Raw genomic sequence first — 24,148 nt, 5'->3', positions numbered from 1 at the left:
TTTTTAGCTTACAAAAAGGCCCGATTATCTTTGGGGGTATGCAGAAAATACCTACCTTTGCAATATATAATAATGTGTAAACAGATTACTAAGAATGAATAAACTTCTCGTCATCTTGATTGCTCTTTTCACATGGATGCCCACTATCGGATGGGCTGACAGCTATAACACTTTGTGGAAAAGATACGCGGAATTGGAATCAAAGGACTTGCCTCAAGACGAGCTTATCATCTTAAATCGAATCGCAAAGAAAGCGAGGACCGAACTGAAGTACGGCCATTTGCTGAAAGCGGAGTTCAAGTTAGGGCAGGTTAAGGCCAGCATATCTGAAGACTCCATACCTGTTGTACTCAAACGATTGGAGAATGAGGCTTCCAAAGCTGAGAAGCGGAACGTCGTTTTGGCAGCAGTCTATCAGTGCGCATTGGGAAAAGTTTACGCAGACTTAAATATACCCGGCGTTGATTGCGCGGCGTTGAGCAAGTCGTGGTTTGAGAAAGCCATGCGCCATCCCGACAAATTGGCTGCCGTTAACGCCGATAATTATGAGCCATTGCTCACAAAGGGGGCCGACAGTCACATATTTTATAATGATCTTCTCCATGTCATCGGTTACGAAACGGGTGATTTTAAGACCATGTATCAATGGTATTCCGCTCACAATAACCGTTCGGCAGCTTGTCTCTGTGCATTTGAGATAACGCAGCAAGACAGAAAGGCCGACGTGATGGAGGTACGGAAGTCCAAATACCTTCAAACGATTGACTCGCTCATCAATGTATATAAAGACTTGCCCGTGGCCGGTGAGCTGGCCATTGAGCGCTACAATTTCATGGATAAGGCCACTGACGCCACCACAGCGGATAAGTATAATTACATCAACTATGCCTTGAGCCGATGGGGAACATGGCATAGAATGAACATACTGCGCAATGCCCAGAAGCGATTAACGCTTCCCGACTTCATTGCCGACATGGGAGTGAACGTGTTGCTCTCCCACCATCCCCGAACGATTTATATTCGACAACTGACCAATATTCAGCAACTCACCATGACGGTTACCCGTCTCAATGTTGCTCATTTCACGGAATTTAATCCTAATGTGTCAAATGACTACGCTAAAATAAATAAGTTGTTGGAACAGAATCCTACCCAAACGGTCACCCACAGATACGTAGGATTGCCACCATATAAGATTGAGAGTGACTCCATGGTTATCGAGGGGCTGGCTCCGGGTGAGTATATGGTGGAATTGTTGACCGACAACAAGGATATTAAACCCGAAAGGATGATGCTTCATGTCACCGACATGTTTGCTTTCGCACGCCCGCTTCCCGATGGTAAAATGAGACTGATAGCCTTAAACTCCACAACGGGACTACCCGTAGCGGGGGCACATATCAAACTGTCTGAATACGATTGGAATAGCAGAAAGAGAACGGAAATCCTCACGTTGACCACCGATCAGAACGGCGAAGCTGTCTACAAAGGCGGCAAGGAGCCCGACCGAATGGAAGTATTTACTGAGAACGACAAGTTCTGTCCGCCTTTCCAAATTAATGATAATCTTAGTTTTTACCACTCAAATAATGAATATGAGTCGGCAACAAAGATTTTTACTGACCGCAGTCTCTACCGCCCGGGACAGACAGTTAAGGTTTCTGTCTTGGCCTTTAACATGCGTCAAAAGGATAGAGACACGAAAGTGGCCGCAGGAAAAACCATAAAGCTGACACTCAAAGACGCCAACTACAAGACACAAGGTGAGAAAACCATTACAACAGATGACTTTGGTGTGGCCTCAACCGAGTTCGTATTACCACGTACAGGCCTAACGGGAAACTTCCAAATAACCGGAGAAGCGAACGGAAGGTGCACCTTCCGTGTGGAAGAATACAAGCGCCCAACCTACAACGTTGCGTTTACTCCCTACCAAGAGGCCTATCATAGCGGCGATACCATTACCTTAGAAGGAACCGCCAAAAGCTTTGCCGGAGTGCCGGTTGCCGGGGCCACGGTCAAACTTAACATCCAACGAAAGCCTCGCTTCTATTGGAGAAGCATGTCGAATGCGCAAAGTTACAACTTTGAACCCGATACAACAGTTACTGACAGTCAAGGTAAATTCACGGTAAGAGTACCTCTTTTCCTCCCCGAAACAAAGAAAGGAGAAGCCGCTTACTTCAATTATCACATCGAGGCATTGGTTACCGACTTGGCCGGAGAGAGCCACACGGCTACAACAAACCTGCCGCTTAGCAACCGAACAAGCATTTTCAGCCATAATCTTGCGGACAAGTTAGAAAAAGAACACTTAGGTTCTTTCCATTTCTCCTACAAAAACATCCTTGAAGAAGAGCTGACTTCAGCCGTTTATTACACCATCGATGGTAAGTCATACCAAGCGCTGAGTAACTTAGATATTGCTTTAGACAAACTAAACTTGGCCTCGGGACGCCATCAGTTGCAAGCTGTTTGCGGTTCAGACACCCTTCATCATTCTTTTGTTATTTATTCATTTAAGGATAAAACCGCACCGATAGAAACGCATGACTGGTTCATCGCTTCATCCAACTCGTTCCCTGAAGACGGCAGTCCGGTATCTGTGCAGTTCGGATCGTCCGATGAAAACATGTACATAGTGTACGACATATACGCCGAATCCAAACTTGTGGAGCAAGGACATCTGCGCCTCAACAAGGAAGTACAGACACGTTCATTCAAGTATAAGCCGGAATATGGCGATGGAATCATCGTCTCCATGGCTTGGGTTAGGGACGGACAATGCTATACACATCAAGTATATATAGAGAAGCCGTTGCCCAACAAAACGCTGAACATGAAGTGGCTAACATTCCGCGATCGACTGACGCCCGGGCAAGAAGAGACATGGAAGTTGCAAATTACCGACCCTAAAGGCAAAGCAGCCAAAGCTCAGCTCATGGCGGTGATGTACGATAAGAGCTTGGATGAAATCAACCCACACAATTGGACCTTATCACTTCCCTACTACAATAGGCTTCCCTATATTCCCAAATGGCAAGACACTGATTTCCAATCCTTCACTCTTTACGGTGAAATGCCATTCGATCCCCTTGCCGAAAGCGAACTTGACTTTACCCAAATAGACCCTTCAGCTACCTCATGGAACAACTACTTCTTCCTTAGCACAGCCCTTCAAGGCCGTGTAAATGGCATACAACCTAAGCGAAGCTACGCTGTGGCAGGCTCTGTATTGGAAGCCAAAGCTGTTTCTCCCATGGAGCTACGTGCCGCAAGGGCAGAGAAAAGCAAGGCAAAGCAGCTTGCCGACAGCAACGAAGAGGAGGAAGAAAAAGCCCAAGAGAATGATTCCGAGCAACCAAAAGCCAATGCGATAGCAGTAAGAAAGAACTTCAATGAGACCGCTTTCTTCTATCCCATGCTCGAAACGGACCAGCAAGGCAATGTAACAATTCGATTTACACTGCCCGAAAGCGTCACAACATGGAAGTTTATCGGCATGTCTCACGACCGACAGATGAACTTTGGCTTTGAAAAAGCCGTGGCCACAGCGCAAAAAACGGTGATGGTCATGCCCAACATGCCACGCTTTGTTCGATTGAGCGACACGCCTCAATTGGCTTGCAGAGTGGTAAACACCACCGCTAAAGTGCAAAGAGGCAAACTCACCATGCAACTCATCAACCCTGAAAACGAGCAAGTTGTTTTCACACAAAGCAAAAAAATCACACTAAAGGAACAAGAAACCATAGGCGAGACCTTCAACTTCGTGCCCAAGGAAGTCATGGAATCATCTGATGGTGGGCTATTGGTTTGTCGCATAACGGTCGAAGGTTCTGACTTCAGTGATGGCGAACAGCATTACCTACCCATCCTTTCCGACAAGGAAAAGGTAATCAACACCGTTGCTTTCAGCCAAATAGGAGCAGGAACGAAGACTATTGACACCGACCAACTCTTCCCCGTGAAAGAAGCGACCAACCATCTTACGATAGAATATACCAACAATCCGGCATGGTTGATGATCAAGACCTTGCCTTCCGTAGCAACCGATAATACAAAGAATGCCATATCTCAAGCCGTGGCCTTCTACGCCAACAGCATTGCGAAAAGCATTATTTCAAAAAGTCCAAAGATAGCCGAGACCATCCGTCAATGGACTATAACACCCAAAACCGATAGCAAGAGCCCGTTTGAAAGCCTGAATGAAGAACTTGAAAACTCACCATGGCTGCAAGAAGCATTGCACGAACACGACCAACAAGGGCAACTTATCAACTATTTGGATGATAATAACATCAGCTATCGGTTGAACAACAATCTCCAACAAATCAAAAAATTACAAAATTCCAACGGCTCTTTCAGCTGGTGGGAGAAAGGTCCCGAGAGCCTTTATATCACTCTTTCGGTCTGCAAAATCCTGCAACGACTCAACATGTTGGCCGGTCCCCAACACCAAACCACGCAAATATTACAAAAAGGCATGGGTTACATAGAAACCCAAATGGCCAAAGAAGTAAAAGAACTTCAGCGCCGAGAGAAAGCCGGACATAAGAACTTGATCCCCAGCGACGCAGCTATCAGCTACTTATATCTATGCGCACTACGCCGGCAAAACCAAGAAAAAGCCGACTATAAATACCTGCTGAAGCTCATAGAAGACCATCCCACCTACCTCACCATTCATGGTAAAGCCACCATGGCCGTGATATTAGGCCGCTCGGGCAAGACTGCAAAGGCATTGCAACAGCTCAACAGTATCAAACAATACACGGTATATAAAGAGGAAATGGGCCGTTATTTCGACACGAAAAACGCTTATTACTCATGGTTTGACTACAAAATACCAACGCAGGTGGCCGCTATTGAAGCGTTAAAGCTGATTACTCCCGAGGACAAAACCACCATTACGGAAATGCAACGCTGGCTTCTGCAGAGCAAACGCACCCAACAATGGGACACGCCGCTCAACTGTGTCGACGCCGTTTACGGATTTGTCGACGGTAATATGTCTACCCTTACCGACAACACCGCAAAGCCTGCCACCCTGAAACTCAACGGCAATCCGCTCACTACTTCCCCGGCCTTTCCCGGAACGGGCTTTGTTCAGGCCCAACAGTCGGGCAATAACTTCGGAACTTTCACCGCCGAGAACCATGCCGACCGTGTAACATGGGGCGCGGTGTACGCCGAATTCACGCAAAAAAGTACCGACATAGCCGACGCACAGATGGGACTGACCGTGAAACGTGAGGTCATCATGCCCAACGAAACACTGAAAGTAGGCGACAAAGTCAAAGTACGTATCACCATAACAGCCGACCGCGACTACGACTTCGTGGAAATTGCCGACCACAGAGCAGCCTGCATGGAGCCTGTACGTCAATTGAGCGGCTACACGCAAGGCTGCTACTACATGTTGAAAGACGCCTCCACTTACTATTATTATGACATGCTCTCCAAAGGAACGCACACTTTGGAAACTGAATATTATATCGACAAGACAGGCAATTACACCACCGGCACCTGCACGGCCCGCTGCATGTATAGTCCTGAATATGCCGGACGCAACAAAGCTCTTCGGCTTCAAGTTAAATGATTATGAAGAAAACGTTTATACTCTCACTACTGGTCATCAGCTCATTAGGCGGAATGGCACAGAAACTAACTGTAGAAAAAAGTTCTATCAACGTAGGTCAAGTGCTTTTCAGGTCACCCGTGACCGTGGAATTCAAACTCACCAACAAGGGCAACAAGCCATTGCGAATAGAACAAGTACGAACAAGTTGCGGTTGTACAACCGTTAATATTGACAACAATTCCATCGAAGGAGGCAAGGAGTACATCCTTAAAGCCACGTACGATGCCGCCACATTGGGACATTTTCAAAAAGAAATAGGCCTTTACACCAATGATAAGAAGAGCCCAATCATGCTCCAACTTAAAGGAGTCGTGGTCGACCAACTTCAAGACTACGCAGGAAACTATCCCTATGAGTTAGGAGATTTGAAGACAGATAAGAACGAAATAGAGTTCGACAACATCAATCGGGGCGACAGACCGTCCGTAAAAATCCACATTTACAATAACTCCGACCAAATAGCCGAGCCACAGTTGATGCACCTGCCCAACTATCTTACCGCCGAGATTGCGCCCTCCAAAATCGCACCCGGCCATCATGGAGAGGTCCAATTGACGCTCGATTCTCGCAAACTGCGCGATTTCGGCCTATCTCAAACCAGCGTTTACTTAGGCTTTGCGCCCGGTGTTAAGGTGTCGCCCGATATAGAGCTGCCCGTGTCAGCCGTTCTCCTACCCGCCTTTCAGAACATGACCAATGAACAATTGGCCCAAGCTCCCAAACTCAAACTTAGCGCAAAAGAATTAAATTTGGACGCTTCCAGCGGCAAGAAGAAGCTCAAAGGCACCATCGAGATAGCCAACAACGGAAAATCGACCCTCGAAATACGCAACCTTCAAATGTTTACCACAGGCTTAGAAGTTGCCCTCAACAAAACCAAATTGGCTCCCGGCGAGACCGCCAAGCTGAAAATAGCCGCCAACGTCGGCATGCTCAACAAGCAAAGACGTCCCCGCGTGCTGATGATTACCAATGATCCCGAACAGCCCAAAGTAGTCATCAACATCAACGTTAAGTAACTATGATACAAATAGAAATAGACAACGGAAGCGGATTTTGCTTCGGTGTCACCACGGCCATCAAGAAAGCTGAGGAAGAATTGGCCAAAGGAGAGACGCTCTACTGCCTCGGCGACATTGTGCACAATGGCATGGAAGTAGAGCGTTTGCACGACCAAGGCCTCATCACCATCAACCATGACCAACTGAAAGAGCTGCGCAATGTCAAAGTTTTGCTGCGTGCGCACGGCGAACCTCCCGAAACCTACGAGATAGCGCGCCGAAACAATATAGAGATTATCGACGCTACGTGCCCCGTGGTGCTTCAACTTCAAAAGCGTATTAAGAAGCAATACGAATGCAATCAGGAGGAAAGCACCCCGGAAGAAGGCCGCCAAATCGTCATCTTCGGCAAGAACGGACACGCCGAAGTGTTAGGATTGGTAGGCCAGACCCGAAGCAAAGCCATCGTGATAGAGAAGTTTGACGACGTGAAGCACCTTGACTTCAACCGCGACATCTATCTTTATTCCCAAACAACCAAGAGCTTAGACGAATTCCATCACATCATTGAATACATCCAAGAGCACATCGCCAAGGAGGCCGAATTCAAGAGTTTTGACACGATTTGCCGACAAGTGGCCAATCGCATGCCCAACATCTCAACCTTCGCCACCCGCCACGATGTCATTCTTTTCGTCAGCGGACGAAAGAGCTCCAACGGAAAAGTACTCTTCCATGAGTGCCTCCGGGTGAATCCTAACAGCTATCAGATAGAGCGAGCCGAGGAAATCAACATGTCATGGTTTGACAATGCCACGACCGTCGGTATCTGCGGGGCCACAAGCACGCCCAAATGGCTGATGGAAGAATGCCGTGACTACATACACAACCACTACCAACACCCCTAATCTACCCATCGATCTATCCATTCCTATACTTAACTTCGTACACAAAAATAAAGACTTATGAGAATCGAAAAAGAGAAAGATGTATTCCGAAAGATGAAGGAGTACATCGTAGAGAAAGAAATGTACAGAGACGAGAAGCTAAACAGAGACACACTACGTAAGCTGGTCAAGCTGTCAAAAAACAATTTTGCCCCGATGTTTGAGAAGTATGCGGGCACCTCTTTCATCAGCTATGTGAACAGTTTCAGAATGAAACGAGCAGAAGAGAGTTTGAAGAACAAACCGCAAATGTCGATTTCCGAAATCGCCATTGACTGCGGCATTCCCAAGATTCAGACCTTCTATCGGCTGTTCCAACTCCACTTCGGCATGCCGCCCGCGCAATATCGGAAAATGCACGCCGAGAAGACTCTCCCCCCGAAAGGGTGACATACGAAAAGAGGATCACTTCTCACGAAGTAATCCTCTCAGAAAAAAACAGTAATTAACTCAAAATTTATAATCTAATTTCTATTTACCTTATCTTGTCTAACATTTATTTCAAAAATAAAATTTTCAACCTATTATGGTTTCATTTTTTGTAAACCAAATCTTTTTCAAGCATTATCAACTAACTTTCAATTGTGCTATTTTATGTTAGAAACCTAATTGCTTTGTTTAGTTTTACAGTGCAAAGATAGCCAATATGTTTATTCTCTCCAAATAAAATCCAATAAATTATTGTTAAATGGGTGATTTTTCTTCAACATTATTACATTCTTTCTCAAAACTTCCCTTTAAAAATTAGTTTTCAACCATCCAACAACAATTTATTACTTCTTTAGCTCCCTATTTACAAGAGTGGCCCTTTCGCATGGTCAAAGCTAAACTTTGAGGATGCAAAAGGGCCACTATGATCGCCCCGAAGGGCTGCTTTCGGAATGGGATGGTTACGCTGTTGTCTCGGCAGCCTTAAGATACTGCTTGTAAAGCCAGTCCTTTTGCTCGGCCACAGTCATGTAACTATTGTCTAACTCGATGGCGTCATCGGCCTTGCGCAGGGGCGATACCTCCCTATGAGAGTCGATATAATCACGTTCCTGCACGTTTTTCAGTATGCTCTCATAGTCGGCTTCCATCCCTTTCATTCGTAACTCGTCAAAACGTCGCTGTGCCCTGACCTCCGCGCCGGCCGTTACAAATATCTTCAACTCGGCATCCGGAAAGACGGTTGTGCCAATGTCACGCCCATCCATCACGATTCCTTTCTCACGCCCCATGAGCTGTTGCTGCCTCACCATGGCCTCACGCACGAACGGCAGTGCGGCAATGGGGCTTACATGGGCACTCACTTCCAGCTTACGAATCTCTTGTTCGACCAGTTCTCCGTTCAGATACGTGTCAGGACGGCCGGCTTCCTGATTGAAGCGAAAGGTGATTTGAATATCGCCCATCTGCTCTTCGAGCTGATCGGCCTTGATGGTTCCGTCGGGCAAAAACAAGTCGTGGCGCAGCGCATACAGCGTTACCGACCGATACATGGCCCCCGTATCTACATATACATAGCCTATTTCCTTGGCCAAATCCTTGGCCATCGTACTCTTGCCACACGACGAGAAACCGTCGATGGCGATGGTAATCTTCTTCATATCAAATGTGTTTAAATTATTAATTCTAAAGTGTAAAGGCCGCGTTGAGCAGCAGTGCGTCGCTACTCACATGGTATTTGCCATAGGCCAGATTAAGTTTGAAGCGTTCCAAGTTGATTCCCGCTCCCACCGAAAGCCCTGCCCCATGGCTCGAACGCTCACTGTCGCCTGTCACAATCTCCATTTCGTGGCCCTGCCGAAAGTTGTAACCGGCACCTATCCAAATGGATTCGGTCAGCAAAGCGTCGATACCCACCTTGACGTGATAGATGAACTTATAGTCCCAATGGGTCACATCGGTCAGCATGGCATGCAGCCTGAAGGGTGTATTCCTGAACCGTTTTGTGGCCCCAAGTTCCACGCTGATGGGCATTTTCTCATGTTCCTCGTTAAAAGTCTTGAGCTGTCCGCCTAAGTTTCGGGCCACCAACGAGGCCGAAAAATCAGCTTCTTCCACGTAATAGTTAAGCCCCAAGTCCACACCAACGGCCAAAGCCCGGTATTCTCCCAAGGAAGACGTGATGATTTTAGTGGCTATACCACCGGCCAAACGGTCGGTGAGCAAATAGGAAAAATAACCCGTCAGGGCAATATCCTTGGCGGTGAACTCCCCCGTTACAATGCCATCCGTGCCCGCCCGCTTCATTGTACCGTAATGCACGTACTGCCCTGACACGGCCCAAGCGGCCCTATCCGACAGCACCCGATTAAAGGCTGCGCTGCCGGCGTTGACACCTTTCATATAACGCATGTAGCTTAGGAAAACAGAACGGTCGGAAACACTCGACAAAAGAGCCGGATTCTGAAAAATAAGCGACTCATCGTCATCTATCAATGACACGTTGTCGCCCCCCAAAGCTGTGGCATGAGCGCTCACGGGCAGCCGAAGAAAATTGTATCCCGTCAGGCTTTCCTGCGCGTTAACTGTCAGCGCTATAAGGGTTAACACAAGTGAGAATCCTATCTTTTTCATATATTTTCCCTAAATATTTGGCAAAGATAATGTATTTTTCAATTATATAGCTTAACTTTGTATCATTATTTACGCTTCGTCAAAAGCGCAACTATCGGTTTTCATCGTGGATATTAAGAAATCTAAAACGGCAGATTTAGAGCAGAAGCGAACGACTTATTTTCTGCTCGGAATCGTTCTTGTTCTCATGCTTTTCCTCACCTTGATTGAGTACAGCGGCCATGACAATCCCACGGCACTGGACGAAGAGCTCTTCGACGACATGAGCGAGGACATCGAGTTCCTGCCCGCCCACGACAAGAAAGACATGATAGCGGTCGTTCCTCGTTCAGCCCCGGCCGCCAGCCCGACGATAAAACCCGTTGACACGCCGACCAACTTATCCAAGAAAATAGCCGCTGCCACCACCGATAGGCTCATCGAGGGGCAGACCGATGGCAGCCCATCAAAGGCTGAGGAATCAAAAAATGAGGAGGAGCCGGCGCCGGTTGCCATCGACACGAACGACAATCCGCTAAACTTCAGAATCATTGAGCAATTGCCGGAATTCCCCGGTGGCATGGTCGCTTTCATGCAATGGCTCACCCAAAACCTTAATTATCCTCCCCTCGCCCAGCGACAACGTATTGAGGGAAAGGTCGTTGTGTCCTTCATTATCAATAAGGATGGCAGTATCTCCGACGCCAAAATAGCCAAGTCAGCCAACCCTCTTTTAGACCGCGAGGCCCTGCGTATCGTCGGTATCATGCCCAAATGGAAACCCGGCATGCAGGATAACAAGCCCTGCCGCACGATGTTTGCCATTCCCATCAACTTTAAATTATAACTTCATTACATATAATCACTATGAGCGCCGAAGAAATCTTAACACGCATCAATGACAGTCTGGATCATTTAGTAGACGGAAAGCAGCCTGTCGGATTATACGAACCCATCCGCTATGTACTCAGTATCGGTGGCAAACGCATACGCCCCACCCTCATGATATTGGCCTACAATCTCTATAAAGACAAGTTACAAGAGATTATGCCCGCGGCTATCGCCTTGGAAACATACCACAACTATACGCTGTTGCACGACGACCTCATGGATAATGCCGACATGCGACGCGGCAAGGCCACGGTTCATAAGAAGTGGAACGCCAACACCGCCATCCTCTCGGGCGACTCCATGCTCGTCTTGGCATACCAACTCATGGCCCAAAGTGACGCCCACATGCTGCCGGCCGTGCTCAACACTTTCACCAAAACAGCCTTGGAAATAGGCGAAGGCCAGCAATTCGACATGGATTTTGAGACCCGTGACGACGTGGCCGAGGAAGAATATATCGAAATGATTAGGCTCAAGACCAGCGTACTGCTGGCTTGTGCCCTTAAAATTGGCGCCATCTTGGGCGGTGCTCCTCAAGCAGACATCGACAATCTCTATAAGTTTGGCGAACAAATTGGCCTCGCTTTCCAGCTACAAGACGACTATCTTGACGTTTATGGCGACCCTTCGGTCTTCGGAAAGAAGATTGGTGGCGACATCACTTCCAACAAAAAGACCTTCATGCTCATCCAAGCGCTCAACAAAGCCACGGGCAATCAGCGGTCAGAACTCATCCGCTGGATCAACGCCGATACGTTTGACCGTGATGAGAAGGTGGCCGCTGTCACCCGAATCTATAACGAATTGCAGGTTGACAGACTGGCGCAAGACAAAATCAGCTACTATTTCAATGAGAGCCAACGTTTCCTCGACGCGGTCAACATACCGTCCGAACGCAAGGAAGAGCTGAAACGTTATGCCCTGCGCATGATGAATCGCACTTATTAAGCACCACACTGACACCCTTTCACCTTATTATATATATAGCCCACCGTGCCCTACAGAAGATTACCCAAGACCGATTCTGCCCGTCTGAAGACACTGAAAACACTGCTCGACAACGACGATATTTACACCGTCAGGAACCGTTTTGTGGATTGGAAGACACTGAATGAGGCCAAAACAGCCTACGAACGGCTGCAAACGGCCGTCGATCAATACCGAATTAGCTTTCAGGCACAAACTCGACACAGCACAAGGATGGATAAACTGCAAAGAAATGCCACGATTTATGTAAGCCATTTCTTGCAGGTTTTACTCATGTCGGTGGAACGAGGAGAAATCAGGCGCGCCACGCTATCACTCTATGGATTGGACCAACAGGCCACCGGCATTCCCAACATCAAGACCATCGCCGGACTGCTTGAGTGGGGACAAAAAGCCATCACGGGTGAGAAGGCCCGAATGAAGGCCGGAGGTCGCCCCATCTACAACCCACCTATAGGCGTTGTTACGACCCATATAGAGATTTTCAAGGAATTCTATGGCCAGCAACAACAGCTCATGCAACGCACCAAACAGAATCTGGAAGACTTGTCACAACTGCGCCCCGTGGTCGACGAAATTATCTTTCAACTGTGGAATCAGATAGAAGCGCACTTCCAGTCGGAGCCTCCCGAGGTGCGGTTTGCCGAATGTAGGAAGCTCGGCGTTATCTATTATTATCGTAAAAACGAAGAACATTTATACTGATATGGTCATTGATACCCATAGCCACCTCGACGTTGAGGAATTTCATAACGACTTACCGGACGTCATCGCCCGTGCAAAAGCCGCCGGAGTTGGCAAGATTTTCATTCCCGCCGTCGACCTTCCATCCATAGAACCCATGATGGCTATTTGCCAAAACTACCCCGGCTACGCCTTTCCCATGATAGGTCTACAGCCCGAGGAGGTGAAAGCCGATTGGCAAGAGGTACTCAACCACATGTGGACTTTCATAGAAACCGACCGATCATCGGCCCATCCGCAGGTGATAGCCATTGGCGAATGTGGCCTTGATTTCTATTGGAGTAGGGAGTTCGAGCAGGAACAGTTGGCGGCTTTTGAGCAGCAAGTTCAATGGTCTGTCAGCACTCGGCTGCCGCTGATGATACACTGCCGCAAAGCTCAAAACGAGCTATTGGCCATCCTCCGCAAGTATGAAGCCGACCTGCCGGGCGGCGTTTTCCATTGCTTCACGGGTAATCAACAAGAAGCCCATGAGTTTCTGCGTATGCCACGGTTCATGTTGGGCATTGGCGGCGTGAGCACTTTCAAGAGCAGCCACTTGCGCGAAGACCTCCCGGCAGCCGTTCCGCTCGACCGCATCGTGCTCGAAACGGACAGTCCTTACATGGCTCCCGTGCCCCATCGGGGCCAACGCAACGAGAGTTCGTTCATCATTGAGGTGCAGAAAACACTGGCCGCAGCCTATGGAGTGTCGGAGGAAGAAATAGCCCAAGCCACCAATGAGAACGTCAAATGTGTGTTCGGGTCATTTATTAAAGAATTTTAAATAAGTTCATTGTTTATCGTTATTTGAGAGAAAAGCTCTACTTTTGCAACTCGAATTTAAGGAAAGGTGCTCGAGTGGCTGAAGAGGCACGCCTGGAAAGCGTGTAAACGTCAAAAGCGTTTCGGGGGTTCGAATCCCCCTCTTTCCGCAAAACGCTAAGTTTTGCTCGTCAAACAATAGGCGCAAACATAGCAAGTCATTTTATAGAAACGCCGTAAGATAATCGTCTTACGGCGTTTTTCATTTTGTCAAAGCTACCCTTTTACCATTCCAAAGGCCCCCTTTTAGCGGGCCAAAGCAGCCCTTTCGATATGTCATAATGGCTCTTTTGCATGCCAATATGACACCTTTTAGCATTAGGAACGCCCTTTGAAGACCTTTCTATAGCCCACCATGGGTCTTTTGAACAGCAACAACAAATGATAAGATATTAGAAAGGAGCAATTAATATGACATTCGACAAATTTACCATTAAGGCGCAAGAAGCCATTCAGGAGGCAGCCAATCTTGCGCAACAAGCAGGCCAGCAAAGCATTGAACCCGCCCATCTACTGGCCGGAATCATGAAAAAAGGGGCCGAACTGACCACTTTCATCTTTCAAAAGTTAGGTATCAACAGCCACGCCATCGAAGTGGCATTGCAACAAGAGATAGCTCACCTGCCCAAAGTACAAGGCGGACAAGCCTATTTGAGCAACGATACCAACACCGTTTTGCAGCGTGCGCTGGATCATTCCCAAAAACTCGGCGACGAGTTCGTCAGCATTGAGCCTTTGTTATTGGCCATTCTCAACAGCAACACTTCCGCCGGACGCATACTAAAGGACGCCGGCATGACCGAGAAAGAAGCGATGAAAGCCATCCAAGAGCTGCGTCAGGGGCAGAAAGTGCAAAGCCAAAGCGGCGATGAAAATTATCAGGCACTGAAAAAATACGCCATAAACTTGATAAAACAAGCCCGCTCGGGCAAGCTCGACCCCGTGATAGGACGTGATGACGAGATACGTCGGGTGCTGCAAATACTGAGCCGCCGCACCAAGAACAACCCCATCCTGATTGGTGAACCCGGCACGGGAAAGACCGCGATTGTGGAAGGTCTGGCCCAACGAATCGTCCGTGGCGACGTGCCCGAGAACCTTAAAGACAAGCAACTCTACTCACTCGACATGGGAGCATTGGTAGCCGGTGCCAAATACAAGGGCGAATTTGAGGAACGACTCAAGGGAGTCATCAAGGAAGTGACCAACGCCGAGGGCCAAATTATCCTATTTATTGACGAAATCCACACACTTGTGGGCGCCGGAGGAGGCGAAGGCGCCATGGACGCGGCCAACATCTTGAAACCCGCACTGGCTCGCGGGGAGCTCAGGGCCATTGGTGCGACAACGCTCAACGAGTATCAGAAGTACTTTGAAAAGGACAAAGCGCTCGAGCGCCGTTTCCAAACAGTCATGGTAAATGAGCCTGATGAGCTCGACGCCATCAGCATTCTGCGTGGCCTGAAGGAGCGTTACGAGAACCATCACAAGGTAAGAATACAGGATGACGCCTGCATCGCCGCCGTGAAACTGAGCGAACGATACATCTCCGACCGCTTTTTGCCCGACAAAGCCATCGACCTTATGGACGAGGCGGCGGCCAAACTGCGCATGGAACGTGACTCCGTACCCGAGGAATTGGACGACTTGGAGCGCCAACTCAAGCAGAAAGAAATCGAGCGAGAGGCCATAAGGCGCGAGAATGATACCGACAAGCTCGCCATGCTCGACCGTGAGATAGCCGATTTAAAGGACAAAGTGAGCGCCTTCAGGGCCAAATGGGAAAGCGAGAAGGCGCTGGTCAACCAAATTCAACAAGACAAACAACAGATAGAAAGTCTCAAGTTCGAGGCCGAAAGAGCCGAACGGGAAGGCAACTACCAGCGTGTGGCGGAGATACGATATGGCGAACTCAACCGTCTGACCGAGGACATCAAGGCCGTACAATCGCAATTAGCGGCCGGCCAACAAAGTACGCAGATGGTGCGAGAGGAGGTCACCGCCGACGATATTGCCGAGGTAGTAAGCCGTTGGACGGGCATTCCCGTCAGCCGAATGCTGCAAAGTGAGCGTGAAAAGCTGCTCCATTTGGAGGACGAACTCCATCATCGGGTCGTCGGACAGCAAGAAGCCATCAACGCAGTAAGCGACGCCGTGCGTCGAAGCAGGGCCGGATTACAAGATCCCAAGCGCCCTATCGCCTCCTTCATCTTCCTCGGTACCACGGGAGTAGGTAAGACCGAGCTGGCCAAAGCACTGGCTGAATATCTCTTTAACGATGAAAACATGATGACACGGATTGACATGAGCGAGTATCAAGAGAAGTTCAGCGTCACCCGACTCATAGGAGCGCCTCCCGGATACGTAGGCTATGACGAGGGCGGACAGCTGACCGAGGCGGTCAGAAGGAAGCCTTACAGCGTCGTTCTCTTTGATGAGATAGAGAAAGCCCACCCCGATGTGTTCAATACTTTGCTGCAAGTACTCGATGACGGACGCCTAACCGACAACAAGGGTCGGCTCGTGAACTTCAAGAACACCATCATCATCATGACCAGCAACGCCACCCGAGAGCAGCTCCGGCAAATTATGAGACCCGAGTTCCTCAACCGTATCGACGACATCATCACCTTCAAACCGCTCAACAAGGACGAGATTGCCAGCGTAGTGACCATGCAGATGAAGCGTGTAAAGGCCATGTTACAGCCCCAAGGCTACGACTTGCAATGGACATCGCAGGCCATTGAAGCCTTAGCCGACGCCGGTTACGACCCTCAATTTGGCGCCCGACCCGTGAAACGAGCCATTCAGGACATGGTACTCAACGACCTCAGCCGCAAGATTTTAGCCGAGGAGGTGAGCCGCGAGAAGCCTATCATCATCGATTCCTTCGGCGAAGGCCTCGTATTCAGGAACTAACGAGCGGCAGGCAAGCCTGCTTCTACCAAAAGCAACAATCCCAAACAAGCCTTGAAAGCTATGTTTGGGATTGTTTTTTATGTTACGTGTAAGCCTCCGCCTACATGCTTCGGACTATCCTTAATGCTGAAGCGACATGATCTTGATGGGACAAGCAGACACGCATTTTCCACACTTGATACAATCGGGATGCAAATATCCCACGGCCACTCCACGGCTATCGTAAGGCGTAAGCTGCATGGGGCACACCCGGGCACAGCTCTTACACTTCATCTGACAGCGCTCACTGACGTGGATATTCACGAAACCCTTGGGCAACTTCGGCTTTCGGGGCGAACTCCACGACGACAACGTGCCCATAGGACAGAACGAACACCACGTACGAGGCGCATAGATAAACGACAAAACGACGCCTACCACCGTGGTCGCAAAGATGATATTCCAAAACACCTTGCCCATGGCGCTCAAATCACCCCACGCAAAATACATCTGCACTCCAAACATCATGAAGATAAACATCACCATGAACAGCCTGAAACCAAACGAGCGCAAGAACTTGGGAATAGGCTTATGAGGCGAATACTTGGCCAACAAGCGGTCGTACATATTACCTCTCGGGCAGGCATTGCCACACCACCAACGCCCTTTCTTCACCGCAAACGCCACCGGAGCAACCATACAAACGAGGGCCAACAAGCCAATGATAGGATAGAAAAAGCCCACGACCAGATATACAAACAATATCCAATAAAGCGCATAACCCTTGGTAGGAAAATAACGATGAAATGTCTTTGAAGCCATAAAATAAGTTCATTTTTTTGATTACGGCTGCAAAATTATGAGCTTTAAGATAGAACAATGAATACTTTTACCTATCTTTACATAGACAAAATCTATCGTTATGACATTACAACAGTTGAAGTATATCATTGCCATCAATCGAAGTCTCAGCTTCGCGAAGGCCGCCGACGAACTTGGCGTTACCCAACCCACACTCAGCGCCATGCTGCAAAAATTAGAAGAAGAGCTCGATACCCGTATCTTTGAACGCAGCAACAAAAGCGTTAAACCCACGCCCGCCGGCGAGCAAATCATCCGCCAAGCCGAAAGAGCTTATAGCGAAGTAGAGCGTATCAGTGAACTTGTGGCCGAGGGAAAAGGCAACATCTCGGGCCATTTCTCCTTATCGGTAGGCCCCACGATAGCCCCTTATATCCTACCACAATTCATCAAAAGCTACGCCGAATACTATCCGCAAGTGAAGCTAAGCATAGCCGAGATGAAGGCCGCGACCGCTTTCGACGCCCTTGCCAACGGTCGCATCGACGCCGCCATAGCCATCAGCAGCCACCAACAGCAGGGCATTCTCGAGATACCTCTCTACACAGAGCGCTTTTGGGTGTACCTTTCCGAGCGCTGTTGGCGTAAATTACCTGTCTTCAAACCCGAGAATTTGGAGCATGAACAAATGTGGATCATGAAGGAAGCACAATGCTTGCGTGAGAGCGCTTTCAGCTTTTGCAAGGCCCGAAGCAAAGGCCGACGTGTTTACGAGGCCGGAAGTATCGACACGCTTATCCGCATTGTGGACCTCAACGGCGGCTTTACCATCATACCCGAGATGCACTTACCCTTCCTCACCGACCATCAACGACAAAACGTAAGGCGCATTGACGGCGACTATCTCTCGCAACGTCGCGTGTCGCTTTACGTAAAAGACGACTACATACGCCAACGCATGCTCAACACCATCAGCCAAACGCTGCTACGGTTCATGCCCGAAACCATGATGGAACCACGCATCAAACAGTTTGGTATCAAGCTGTAACAACGTTTTTGTCAAGTTTTATTCACTCCAAAAAGCGCATCCTAAATCGTTGAAATAGAGAAAGAAAAAGGCCAAAACATCGCTTCTTCCCTCCCCCAACGAGCCTACCGAGCGCCCAAAGCGGTGCTTTCGGCTTGCTAAAAGGCTGCCATTGACTTGCAAAAACATGTTTTTCGCCACCCGAAAGCAGCCCTTTCATGCGGTCAAAGCATAGCTATCAGAGCTTTCCAACGCCACAGCAATCACCTTAAATCATATAACCCGCTGATTTTAAAGCAATTACAAAACACATCAAAACTCGCATATTTGGCTGCAAAAAACTTTTTCTGACAAATAAACCGTCCTACAAAAGCCAAATGTAAAGAATATTCCGAATCATCCGAAACGTATTTTTATCAAAACAAGTCTGCATTTTCAAGCCTTCCTATTTCCATGTTCTACAAGATTACATTACCTTTGCAGCCATGATGCACTTCATCGATCTGACGCTGCTGGCCATCGCTTTGGCCATGGATTGCTTCACAGTATCCATCATCAGTGGCGTTATCCTGCGCCAACGGCTGTGGTTTACCATTCTCCGCATGTCCTTTCTGTTCGGCTTTTTCCAAGCAGTCATGCCACTGCTGGGCTGGATGGGCACGACACATTTCAGCCGTTACATCGAAGCCTACGACCATTGGATAGCCTTCGGGCTGCTGGCTTTCATCGGTGGACGCATGATTCGCGAGTCGTTTCTGCCCGAAGAAGCAAAGCATTTCGACCCCGTGAGCCTGAAATCGCAGCTCTTTTTGGCCGTCGCAACGAGCATTGACGCACTGGCTATAGGCATAACATTCGCCTTTACGGGCTACCGCACGCTCGGCAGCCTTACCCTCCCACTGGTCATCATCGGGCTGGTTTCGTTCTTCTTCAGTCTCACGGGCAACCTCTTTGGCATTCGTTTTGGCGGTTGCCTCTGCCGCCGTTTCAGGCCCGAGCTCATCGGCGGCATTATCCTTGTGGCTATCGGACTGAAAGTTTTGGTCAGTCATTTATCGCAATAGATTGCGAAGCGGCCCTTGGAACGCCATTTCCGACTTACGATTTGAAAGCAATTGACGTCCATCAAGAAATATAACCATTAGTTTATTCTCCACCCCTAAAAGCATGGGACCTGCTGAAAATGCGATAACTTTGCAGCGGTTTCGAGAGAGACCGTCAGGATAACCGAACCTGAAGAGTGGGTTCGGATTTTAGGATAACAACTTAAAAGGCGACTGCCTACGCAGCGCCAATAGGAGATTAAAACAATGGAAAGATTAACACAGAATGTAAAGAATGGACTCAAAAGATTTGCCGCTTCTTACGTAAAGGCAATGACCATCTACGGTGAAGCCATTCTTGCCAGCAAAGGTATCGCTTAACAAAGCGCCGACAGTTGATTAAAGCAACGATTCAGAACCAAAAATCCCTCCACGACCGATAGGCCATGGAGGGATTTATACGTTAAGGGTGTAATGTTGAGGAGGGGTTGGGGTGAAAATATAATAAGGTAATAAAAAAATAGTCATGACGCCATAAGGACTATAAAGGATAATCCCCATGGCGGCATGAAACAAGTTTGACTATGCCTTCGCCTTCTTTGTCTGCCATACAAAGAAAAGGATGAGGCAGACATAAGCCACGAGCGAACAGATTTCAGACAACGGATTGGCCAGCCACTCCTCACTGATGGGGTTGAAACCACCAAAGCGCAGCAGCGCGCTTACCACTCCCATCAAGGCTCCGCCGGCAATAAAGCCACTGGCAATGAGCGTACCCCGTTCTCCCCGGGCAGCGTTTGTCTTCTCATCTTTGCTGCGACTTGTGACATACCAGTTGACCGCGCCACCCACGAGAAGAGGAATATTGAGCTGCAAAGGAATGAACATACCCAAGGCAAAAGCCAACGCCGGAACCTTAAAGAACGTGAGGACAACGGCTATCAACGCACCTATGCCATAGAGAATCCATGGTGCGCCGGCGCCATTCATCATCGGTTCGATCACGGCTGCCATGGCATTGGCCTGCGGAGCTACCAAATGACCTGCCTGATTGGGGTCAAAGCCATAAGTATCATTGAGCAACATCATAACACCACCTACCGTTGCGGCGCTCACAAGCGTGCCTAAGAATTTCCAAGTTTCCTGCTTTTTAGGGGTCGTACCCAACCAATAACCTATTTTAAGGTCGGTAACGAAGCTGCCGGCCATGCTCAACGCCGTACAAACGACGCCACCCATGATCAGCGCTGCTACCATTCCGCCGGCTCCATTGAGCCCAACGGCAACCATAACCACGCTGGCCAAGATAAGCGTCATGAGCGTCATGCCCGACACGGGATTGCTACCTACAATGGCAATGGCATTGGCTGCCACCGTGGTAAAGAGGAAAGCGATCAGTGCCACCAGCAATATGGCTACCACGGCATAGAGCAAATTGTTCATCACACCGAACCAAAAGAAGATGAAAGTAACGACTATGGCTACCAAAGAGCCTATGGCGATAATCTTAAAGGATATGTCACGCTGCGTGCGAACAGCCTCTACATCGGCACTACTCTTGCCACTCATTTCCTTGGCTGCCAGTCCCACGGCGCTGCGAATAATGCCCCAGCTCTTGATAATGCCAATAATGCCGGCCATGGCGATACCGCCTATACCGATACTTTTACCATAAGTAGAGAATATCTGTTCGGGACTCATGGCACCTACAGCCGTTGTGACTTCTGTTCCTCCTATGTTGAGAACCGTGTCAGGGAATAGTAATGCCATGCCCGGAACGATAAACCACCAAACGGCCATGGAGCCCAAGCAAATAATAAAAGCGTATTTCAGACCGATAATGTAGCCCAAGCCGAGGACGGCCGCACCGGTATTGACCTTAAACACCAGCTTGGCTTGGTCGGCCAACTGCTGTCCCAAGCCCACCACACGGGTCGTAAAGTTCTCATTCCACCAGCCAAACGTAGCCACAATAAAGTCATAGAGCCCGCCCACAAGGCCCGAGATAAGAAGTGGCTTGGCCTGATTGCCACCCTTGGCACCCGACACAAGCACCTGCGTAGTGGCCGTAGCCTCGGGGAAAGGATACTTTCCGTGCATGTCGCTCACGAAATATTTGCGGAAAGGAATCAGGAAAAGAATGCCGATAATGCCACCAAGCGCCGAACTTAAGAATATTTTAAAGAACGAAGCCGTCATGTCCGGATACTTCGTTTGCAGGATATAGATGGCCGGAAGGGTAAAAATAGCACCGGCAACCACGGCTCCCGAGCAAGCGCCAATGCTTTGAATTATCACATTTTCGCCCAAAGCCTTCGACCGTTTGGCAGCCGTAGAAGCGCCAACAGCGATGATTGCGATGGGAATGGCGGCCTCGAAGACCTGCCCAACCTTTAGTCCCAAGTAGGCTGCGGCGGCCGAAAACAACACCGCCATCACTATTCCCCACGACACGGACCATACATTTACTTCCGGATAAACCTGCTCCGGCGACATAATAGGCTCATAACGCTCACCTTCATTCAACTCCCGGAACGCGTTTTCCGGCAATTGCATAGACTGCTTTTCCTTTTCTTCCATAATCATTTATTACATTTTTGCTTGCAAAGTTAAAGTAATTGGGCTGAAAAGCCAAATAATTGTCGTATATTTGCCGGTAGTCTAATCAATTATACCATGCGAAAAGCGATTATAACCAGCCTGCTTTTGGCCTGCTTCATGACAGCCTTGGCCATACCCGCAAAGCCCAATCTATGGAAAACATTGCGACTGAAAGACGGTACAACCGTAGAGGCCCGGCTCACAGGTGACGAATTTTCACATTATTATATAGACAAAGACGGCAACGGATATGCTAAAAACGGGGATTATTACGTAAGGCTCACCCCTCGTCAAATGGGACAACTCACAACCCGAAGCACGGCCGTCAAGGCTAAGAGAATGGCCCGATTGGCTCGTAATAGGGCCAGCCAAACCAACCGAGGAACCAAGCGGGGACTGATACTGCTTGTCAATTTTAAAGACATAAAACTCAAAGCGACACATACCATTGACACGTTTGAGAAGTTAGTCAACAAGAGTGGCTACAAAGAAGGCGACATCATAGGCAGCGTACATGACTATTTCCTTGCGCAAAGCAATGGGCTTTTCGACTTGTCTTTCGATGTAAAAGGTGTTTACCAATTGGAACATAATCGTGCCTATTATGGCGAAAACATCCAAAAGGACGGTGAAGATACCGACCGACGGCCCGGAGCCATGGTGGCCGAAGCGTGCCGGCTGGCCGATAACGACGTGGATTTCAAGGATTACGATTGGAACAACGACGGCGAGGTAGACCAAGTTTATATCATCTATCCCGGAAGAGGCGAAGCTGACAAAGGCAGCGAGGAGACGATTTGGCCCCACGAATGGAACTTGGAAAGTTCGGACTACGGACAATCACTACAACTCGACAAGACAGCCATCAATACCTATGCCTGCGGTCCGGAGCTTGATGGTAGCGACAAGCTATGCGGTATCGGCACCATTTGTCATGAGTTCAGCCACTGCTTGGGGCTCCCCGATTTCTACGATACAAGCTCGCAAGGCGCTACCGACATGGGAGTTTGGTCGCTAATGAGCTATGGCAACTTCGGCGGCAATGGCCATATTCCGACCGGATACACCGCTTACGAGAAGTGGTTATGCGGATGGCAGGAACCCACAGTGCTCCATAAGGACACTACCATCACCAATATGCAACCTATAAGCAGTAACGGCGAGACCTTCGTTATATACAATGACGCGAACAGTAATGAGTTCTACTTGCTTGAAAATAGGCAGACACAAGGATGGGACGCCGACTTACCCGACCGGGGACTGATGATTACGCACGTGGATTACGACCAAACACTATGGACTGACAACCAAGTCAACACGGAAGACAGCCATCCACGCTACGCTCTCATTACTGCTAATGGCAAGAAACCACCCTACTCTTTTAAATCGAAATTGGCCGAAGCACACAACTTATACCCCGATGGTACCAACCAAGAGTTGACCGATACGTCTGCTCCCTCGGCCACTCTATACAATGCCAACATTGACGGTTCCTTCCTGATGCACAAGGACATTAAGGAGATAACACAGCAGGAAGACCTTTCGATGAGCTTTCGCATCGCGATAAAAGAGCCCAAGAGCGCCGCGAAGACTGACACGTTATTCTACGAATCGTTCAAAGACTGTCAAGGAACGGGTGGCAACGACGGCAAATTCAGTGGCCGCATAGCTACCGCCAAGATATATACCGACAATGCGGGATGGACCTATAACAATGGTGGAGCGGGCAAAAGTTGCATGAAAGTGGGCAACAGTACCATCCCCGGAAGCCTCACCTCACCGACTATTTCCTTTAACGGCGACTACATTCTCACCGTGAGATTGGCCACATGGGTCAAGGATGGCAATACCGTGGATGTTCGTTTGGGCGACAGAATCATTGATGTGGCCCAAAACATCAGTAGTGACCATTTCACGACTTACAGCATGCCATTTTCCGCTAAAGGCTCTTATCAACTGATATTCACCGGAGCCAAACGCTTTTTTATCGATGATGTACTGATTATGAAGAAAGCAGAGACCACGGCCATATCAAATATTAAGGTAGAAAACAGCCATGTCCCATCGCCACACATCTACAACCTGAGAGGACAAAATATGGGTACTTCACTTCATAATTTACCACCCGGAATCTATATTGTCAATGGAAAGAAAGTGAGGAAATAGCAGGGAAGCTATGTTAAAGTTACATAACTTCCTCTATTTATCGCAAATAATAA

16 protein-coding genes and 1 tRNA gene are annotated in these 24,148 nt (G+C 48.6%); 13 read left to right on the top strand and 4 right to left on the bottom strand.

Features of this window, described 5'->3' with window-relative positions; genetic code table 11:
* Window positions 1-94 precede the first annotated feature (94 nt).
* From VIR50_RS09775 to VIR50_RS09760, 4 genes are read left to right on the top strand one after another with little or no spacing between them, the layout of a single operon-like run.
* On the top strand, window positions 95-5,602 hold the full coding sequence (locus VIR50_RS09775) for an alpha-2-macroglobulin family protein (RefSeq protein ID WP_331934938.1): 5,508 nt from the start codon (window positions 95-97) through the stop codon (window positions 5,600-5,602).
* Between the two features lie 2 nt (window positions 5,603-5,604).
* Window positions 5,605-6,663 (top strand): DUF1573 domain-containing protein, encoded by a 1,059-nt coding sequence (locus VIR50_RS09770; protein WP_331934937.1) that lies wholly within the window; start codon window positions 5,605-5,607, stop codon window positions 6,661-6,663.
* 2 nt (window positions 6,664-6,665) lie between these two features.
* Entirely contained in the window at window positions 6,666-7,553 is an 888-nt protein-coding gene (locus VIR50_RS09765) for a 4-hydroxy-3-methylbut-2-enyl diphosphate reductase (protein WP_331934936.1), read from the top strand.
* 57 nt (window positions 7,554-7,610) lie between these two features.
* Window positions 7,611-7,982, top strand: coding sequence for a helix-turn-helix transcriptional regulator (locus VIR50_RS09760; RefSeq protein WP_331934935.1), 372 nt, complete (start codon window positions 7,611-7,613; stop codon window positions 7,980-7,982).
* A 500-nt stretch (window positions 7,983-8,482) separates the two neighbouring features.
* On the opposite strand, the gene cmk is transcribed toward VIR50_RS09760, so the two are convergent.
* Window positions 8,483-9,181 (bottom strand): (d)CMP kinase, encoded by a 699-nt coding sequence (gene cmk, locus VIR50_RS09755; RefSeq protein ID WP_331934934.1) that lies wholly within the window; start codon window positions 9,179-9,181, stop codon window positions 8,483-8,485.
* A 25-nt stretch (window positions 9,182-9,206) separates the two neighbouring features.
* The gene (gene porQ, locus VIR50_RS09750; protein WP_331934933.1) at window positions 9,207-10,154 is read right to left on the bottom strand and encodes a type IX secretion system protein PorQ; all 948 of its coding nucleotides are present in this window, start codon (window positions 10,152-10,154) and stop codon (window positions 9,207-9,209) included.
* A 106-nt stretch (window positions 10,155-10,260) separates the two neighbouring features.
* Here porQ and VIR50_RS09745 point away from each other — a divergent pair, with 106 nt between their 5' ends.
* The 6 genes from VIR50_RS09745 (at window position 10,261) to clpB (ending at window position 16,478) form a co-directional block, all read left to right on the top strand.
* Window positions 10,261-10,980, top strand: a complete 720-nt coding sequence (locus tag VIR50_RS09745; RefSeq protein WP_331934932.1) for an energy transducer TonB — start codon at window positions 10,261-10,263, stop codon at window positions 10,978-10,980.
* Between the two features lie 20 nt (window positions 10,981-11,000).
* The gene (locus tag VIR50_RS09740; RefSeq protein ID WP_331934931.1) at window positions 11,001-11,972 is read left to right on the top strand and encodes a polyprenyl synthetase family protein; all 972 of its coding nucleotides are present in this window, start codon (window positions 11,001-11,003) and stop codon (window positions 11,970-11,972) included.
* Between the two features lie 45 nt (window positions 11,973-12,017).
* Window positions 12,018-12,716 (top strand): hypothetical protein, encoded by a 699-nt coding sequence (locus tag VIR50_RS09735; protein ID WP_331934930.1) that lies wholly within the window; start codon window positions 12,018-12,020, stop codon window positions 12,714-12,716.
* Between the two features lies 1 nt (window position 12,717).
* Window positions 12,718-13,521: a TatD family hydrolase gene (locus tag VIR50_RS09730; protein WP_331934929.1), complete on the top strand. Its 804-nt coding sequence runs from the start codon at window positions 12,718-12,720 to the stop codon at window positions 13,519-13,521.
* Between the two features lie 60 nt (window positions 13,522-13,581).
* Window positions 13,582-13,669: transfer RNA gene (locus VIR50_RS09725), tRNA-Ser, on the top strand.
* 301 nt (window positions 13,670-13,970) lie between these two features.
* On the top strand, window positions 13,971-16,478 hold the full coding sequence (clpB, locus tag VIR50_RS09720) for an ATP-dependent chaperone ClpB (RefSeq protein ID WP_331934928.1): 2,508 nt from the start codon (window positions 13,971-13,973) through the stop codon (window positions 16,476-16,478).
* Window positions 16,479-16,598: 120 nt separating this feature from the next.
* On the opposite strand, the gene VIR50_RS09715 is transcribed toward clpB, so the two are convergent.
* Window positions 16,599-17,279 carry a 4Fe-4S binding protein gene (locus VIR50_RS09715; protein ID WP_331934927.1) on the bottom strand — a complete coding sequence of 227 codons (681 nt, stop codon included), beginning with the start codon at window positions 17,277-17,279 and terminating at the stop codon, window positions 16,599-16,601.
* A 100-nt stretch (window positions 17,280-17,379) separates the two neighbouring features.
* On the opposite strand from VIR50_RS09715, the gene VIR50_RS09710 reads away from it, so the two are divergent.
* Both VIR50_RS09710 and VIR50_RS09705 read left to right on the top strand, forming a co-directional pair.
* Window positions 17,380-18,306 carry a LysR family transcriptional regulator gene (locus tag VIR50_RS09710; protein WP_331934926.1) on the top strand — a complete coding sequence of 309 codons (927 nt, stop codon included), beginning with the start codon at window positions 17,380-17,382 and terminating at the stop codon, window positions 18,304-18,306.
* A 467-nt stretch (window positions 18,307-18,773) separates the two neighbouring features.
* Window positions 18,774-19,349, top strand: a complete 576-nt coding sequence (locus VIR50_RS09705; RefSeq protein WP_331934949.1) for a manganese efflux pump MntP — start codon at window positions 18,774-18,776, stop codon at window positions 19,347-19,349.
* A 561-nt stretch (window positions 19,350-19,910) separates the two neighbouring features.
* Here the strand turns inward: VIR50_RS09705 and VIR50_RS09700 are convergent.
* Window positions 19,911-21,908, bottom strand: coding sequence for an OPT family oligopeptide transporter (locus VIR50_RS09700; RefSeq protein WP_331934925.1), 1,998 nt, complete (start codon window positions 21,906-21,908; stop codon window positions 19,911-19,913).
* Between the two features lie 96 nt (window positions 21,909-22,004).
* Here VIR50_RS09700 and VIR50_RS09695 point away from each other — a divergent pair, with 96 nt between their 5' ends.
* Window positions 22,005-24,095, top strand: a complete 2,091-nt coding sequence (locus tag VIR50_RS09695) for a M6 family metalloprotease domain-containing protein (protein ID WP_331934924.1) — start codon at window positions 22,005-22,007, stop codon at window positions 24,093-24,095.
* The last annotated feature ends 53 nt before the right edge of the window (window positions 24,096-24,148 follow it).

The sequence above is a fragment of the Prevotella sp. genome (assembly GCF_036570325.1).
Lineage (GTDB): Bacteria > Bacteroidota > Bacteroidia > Bacteroidales > Bacteroidaceae > Prevotella.
Note: the sequence above shows the minus strand (reverse complement) of the source record. Positions and strands in the feature narration are given on the sequence as shown.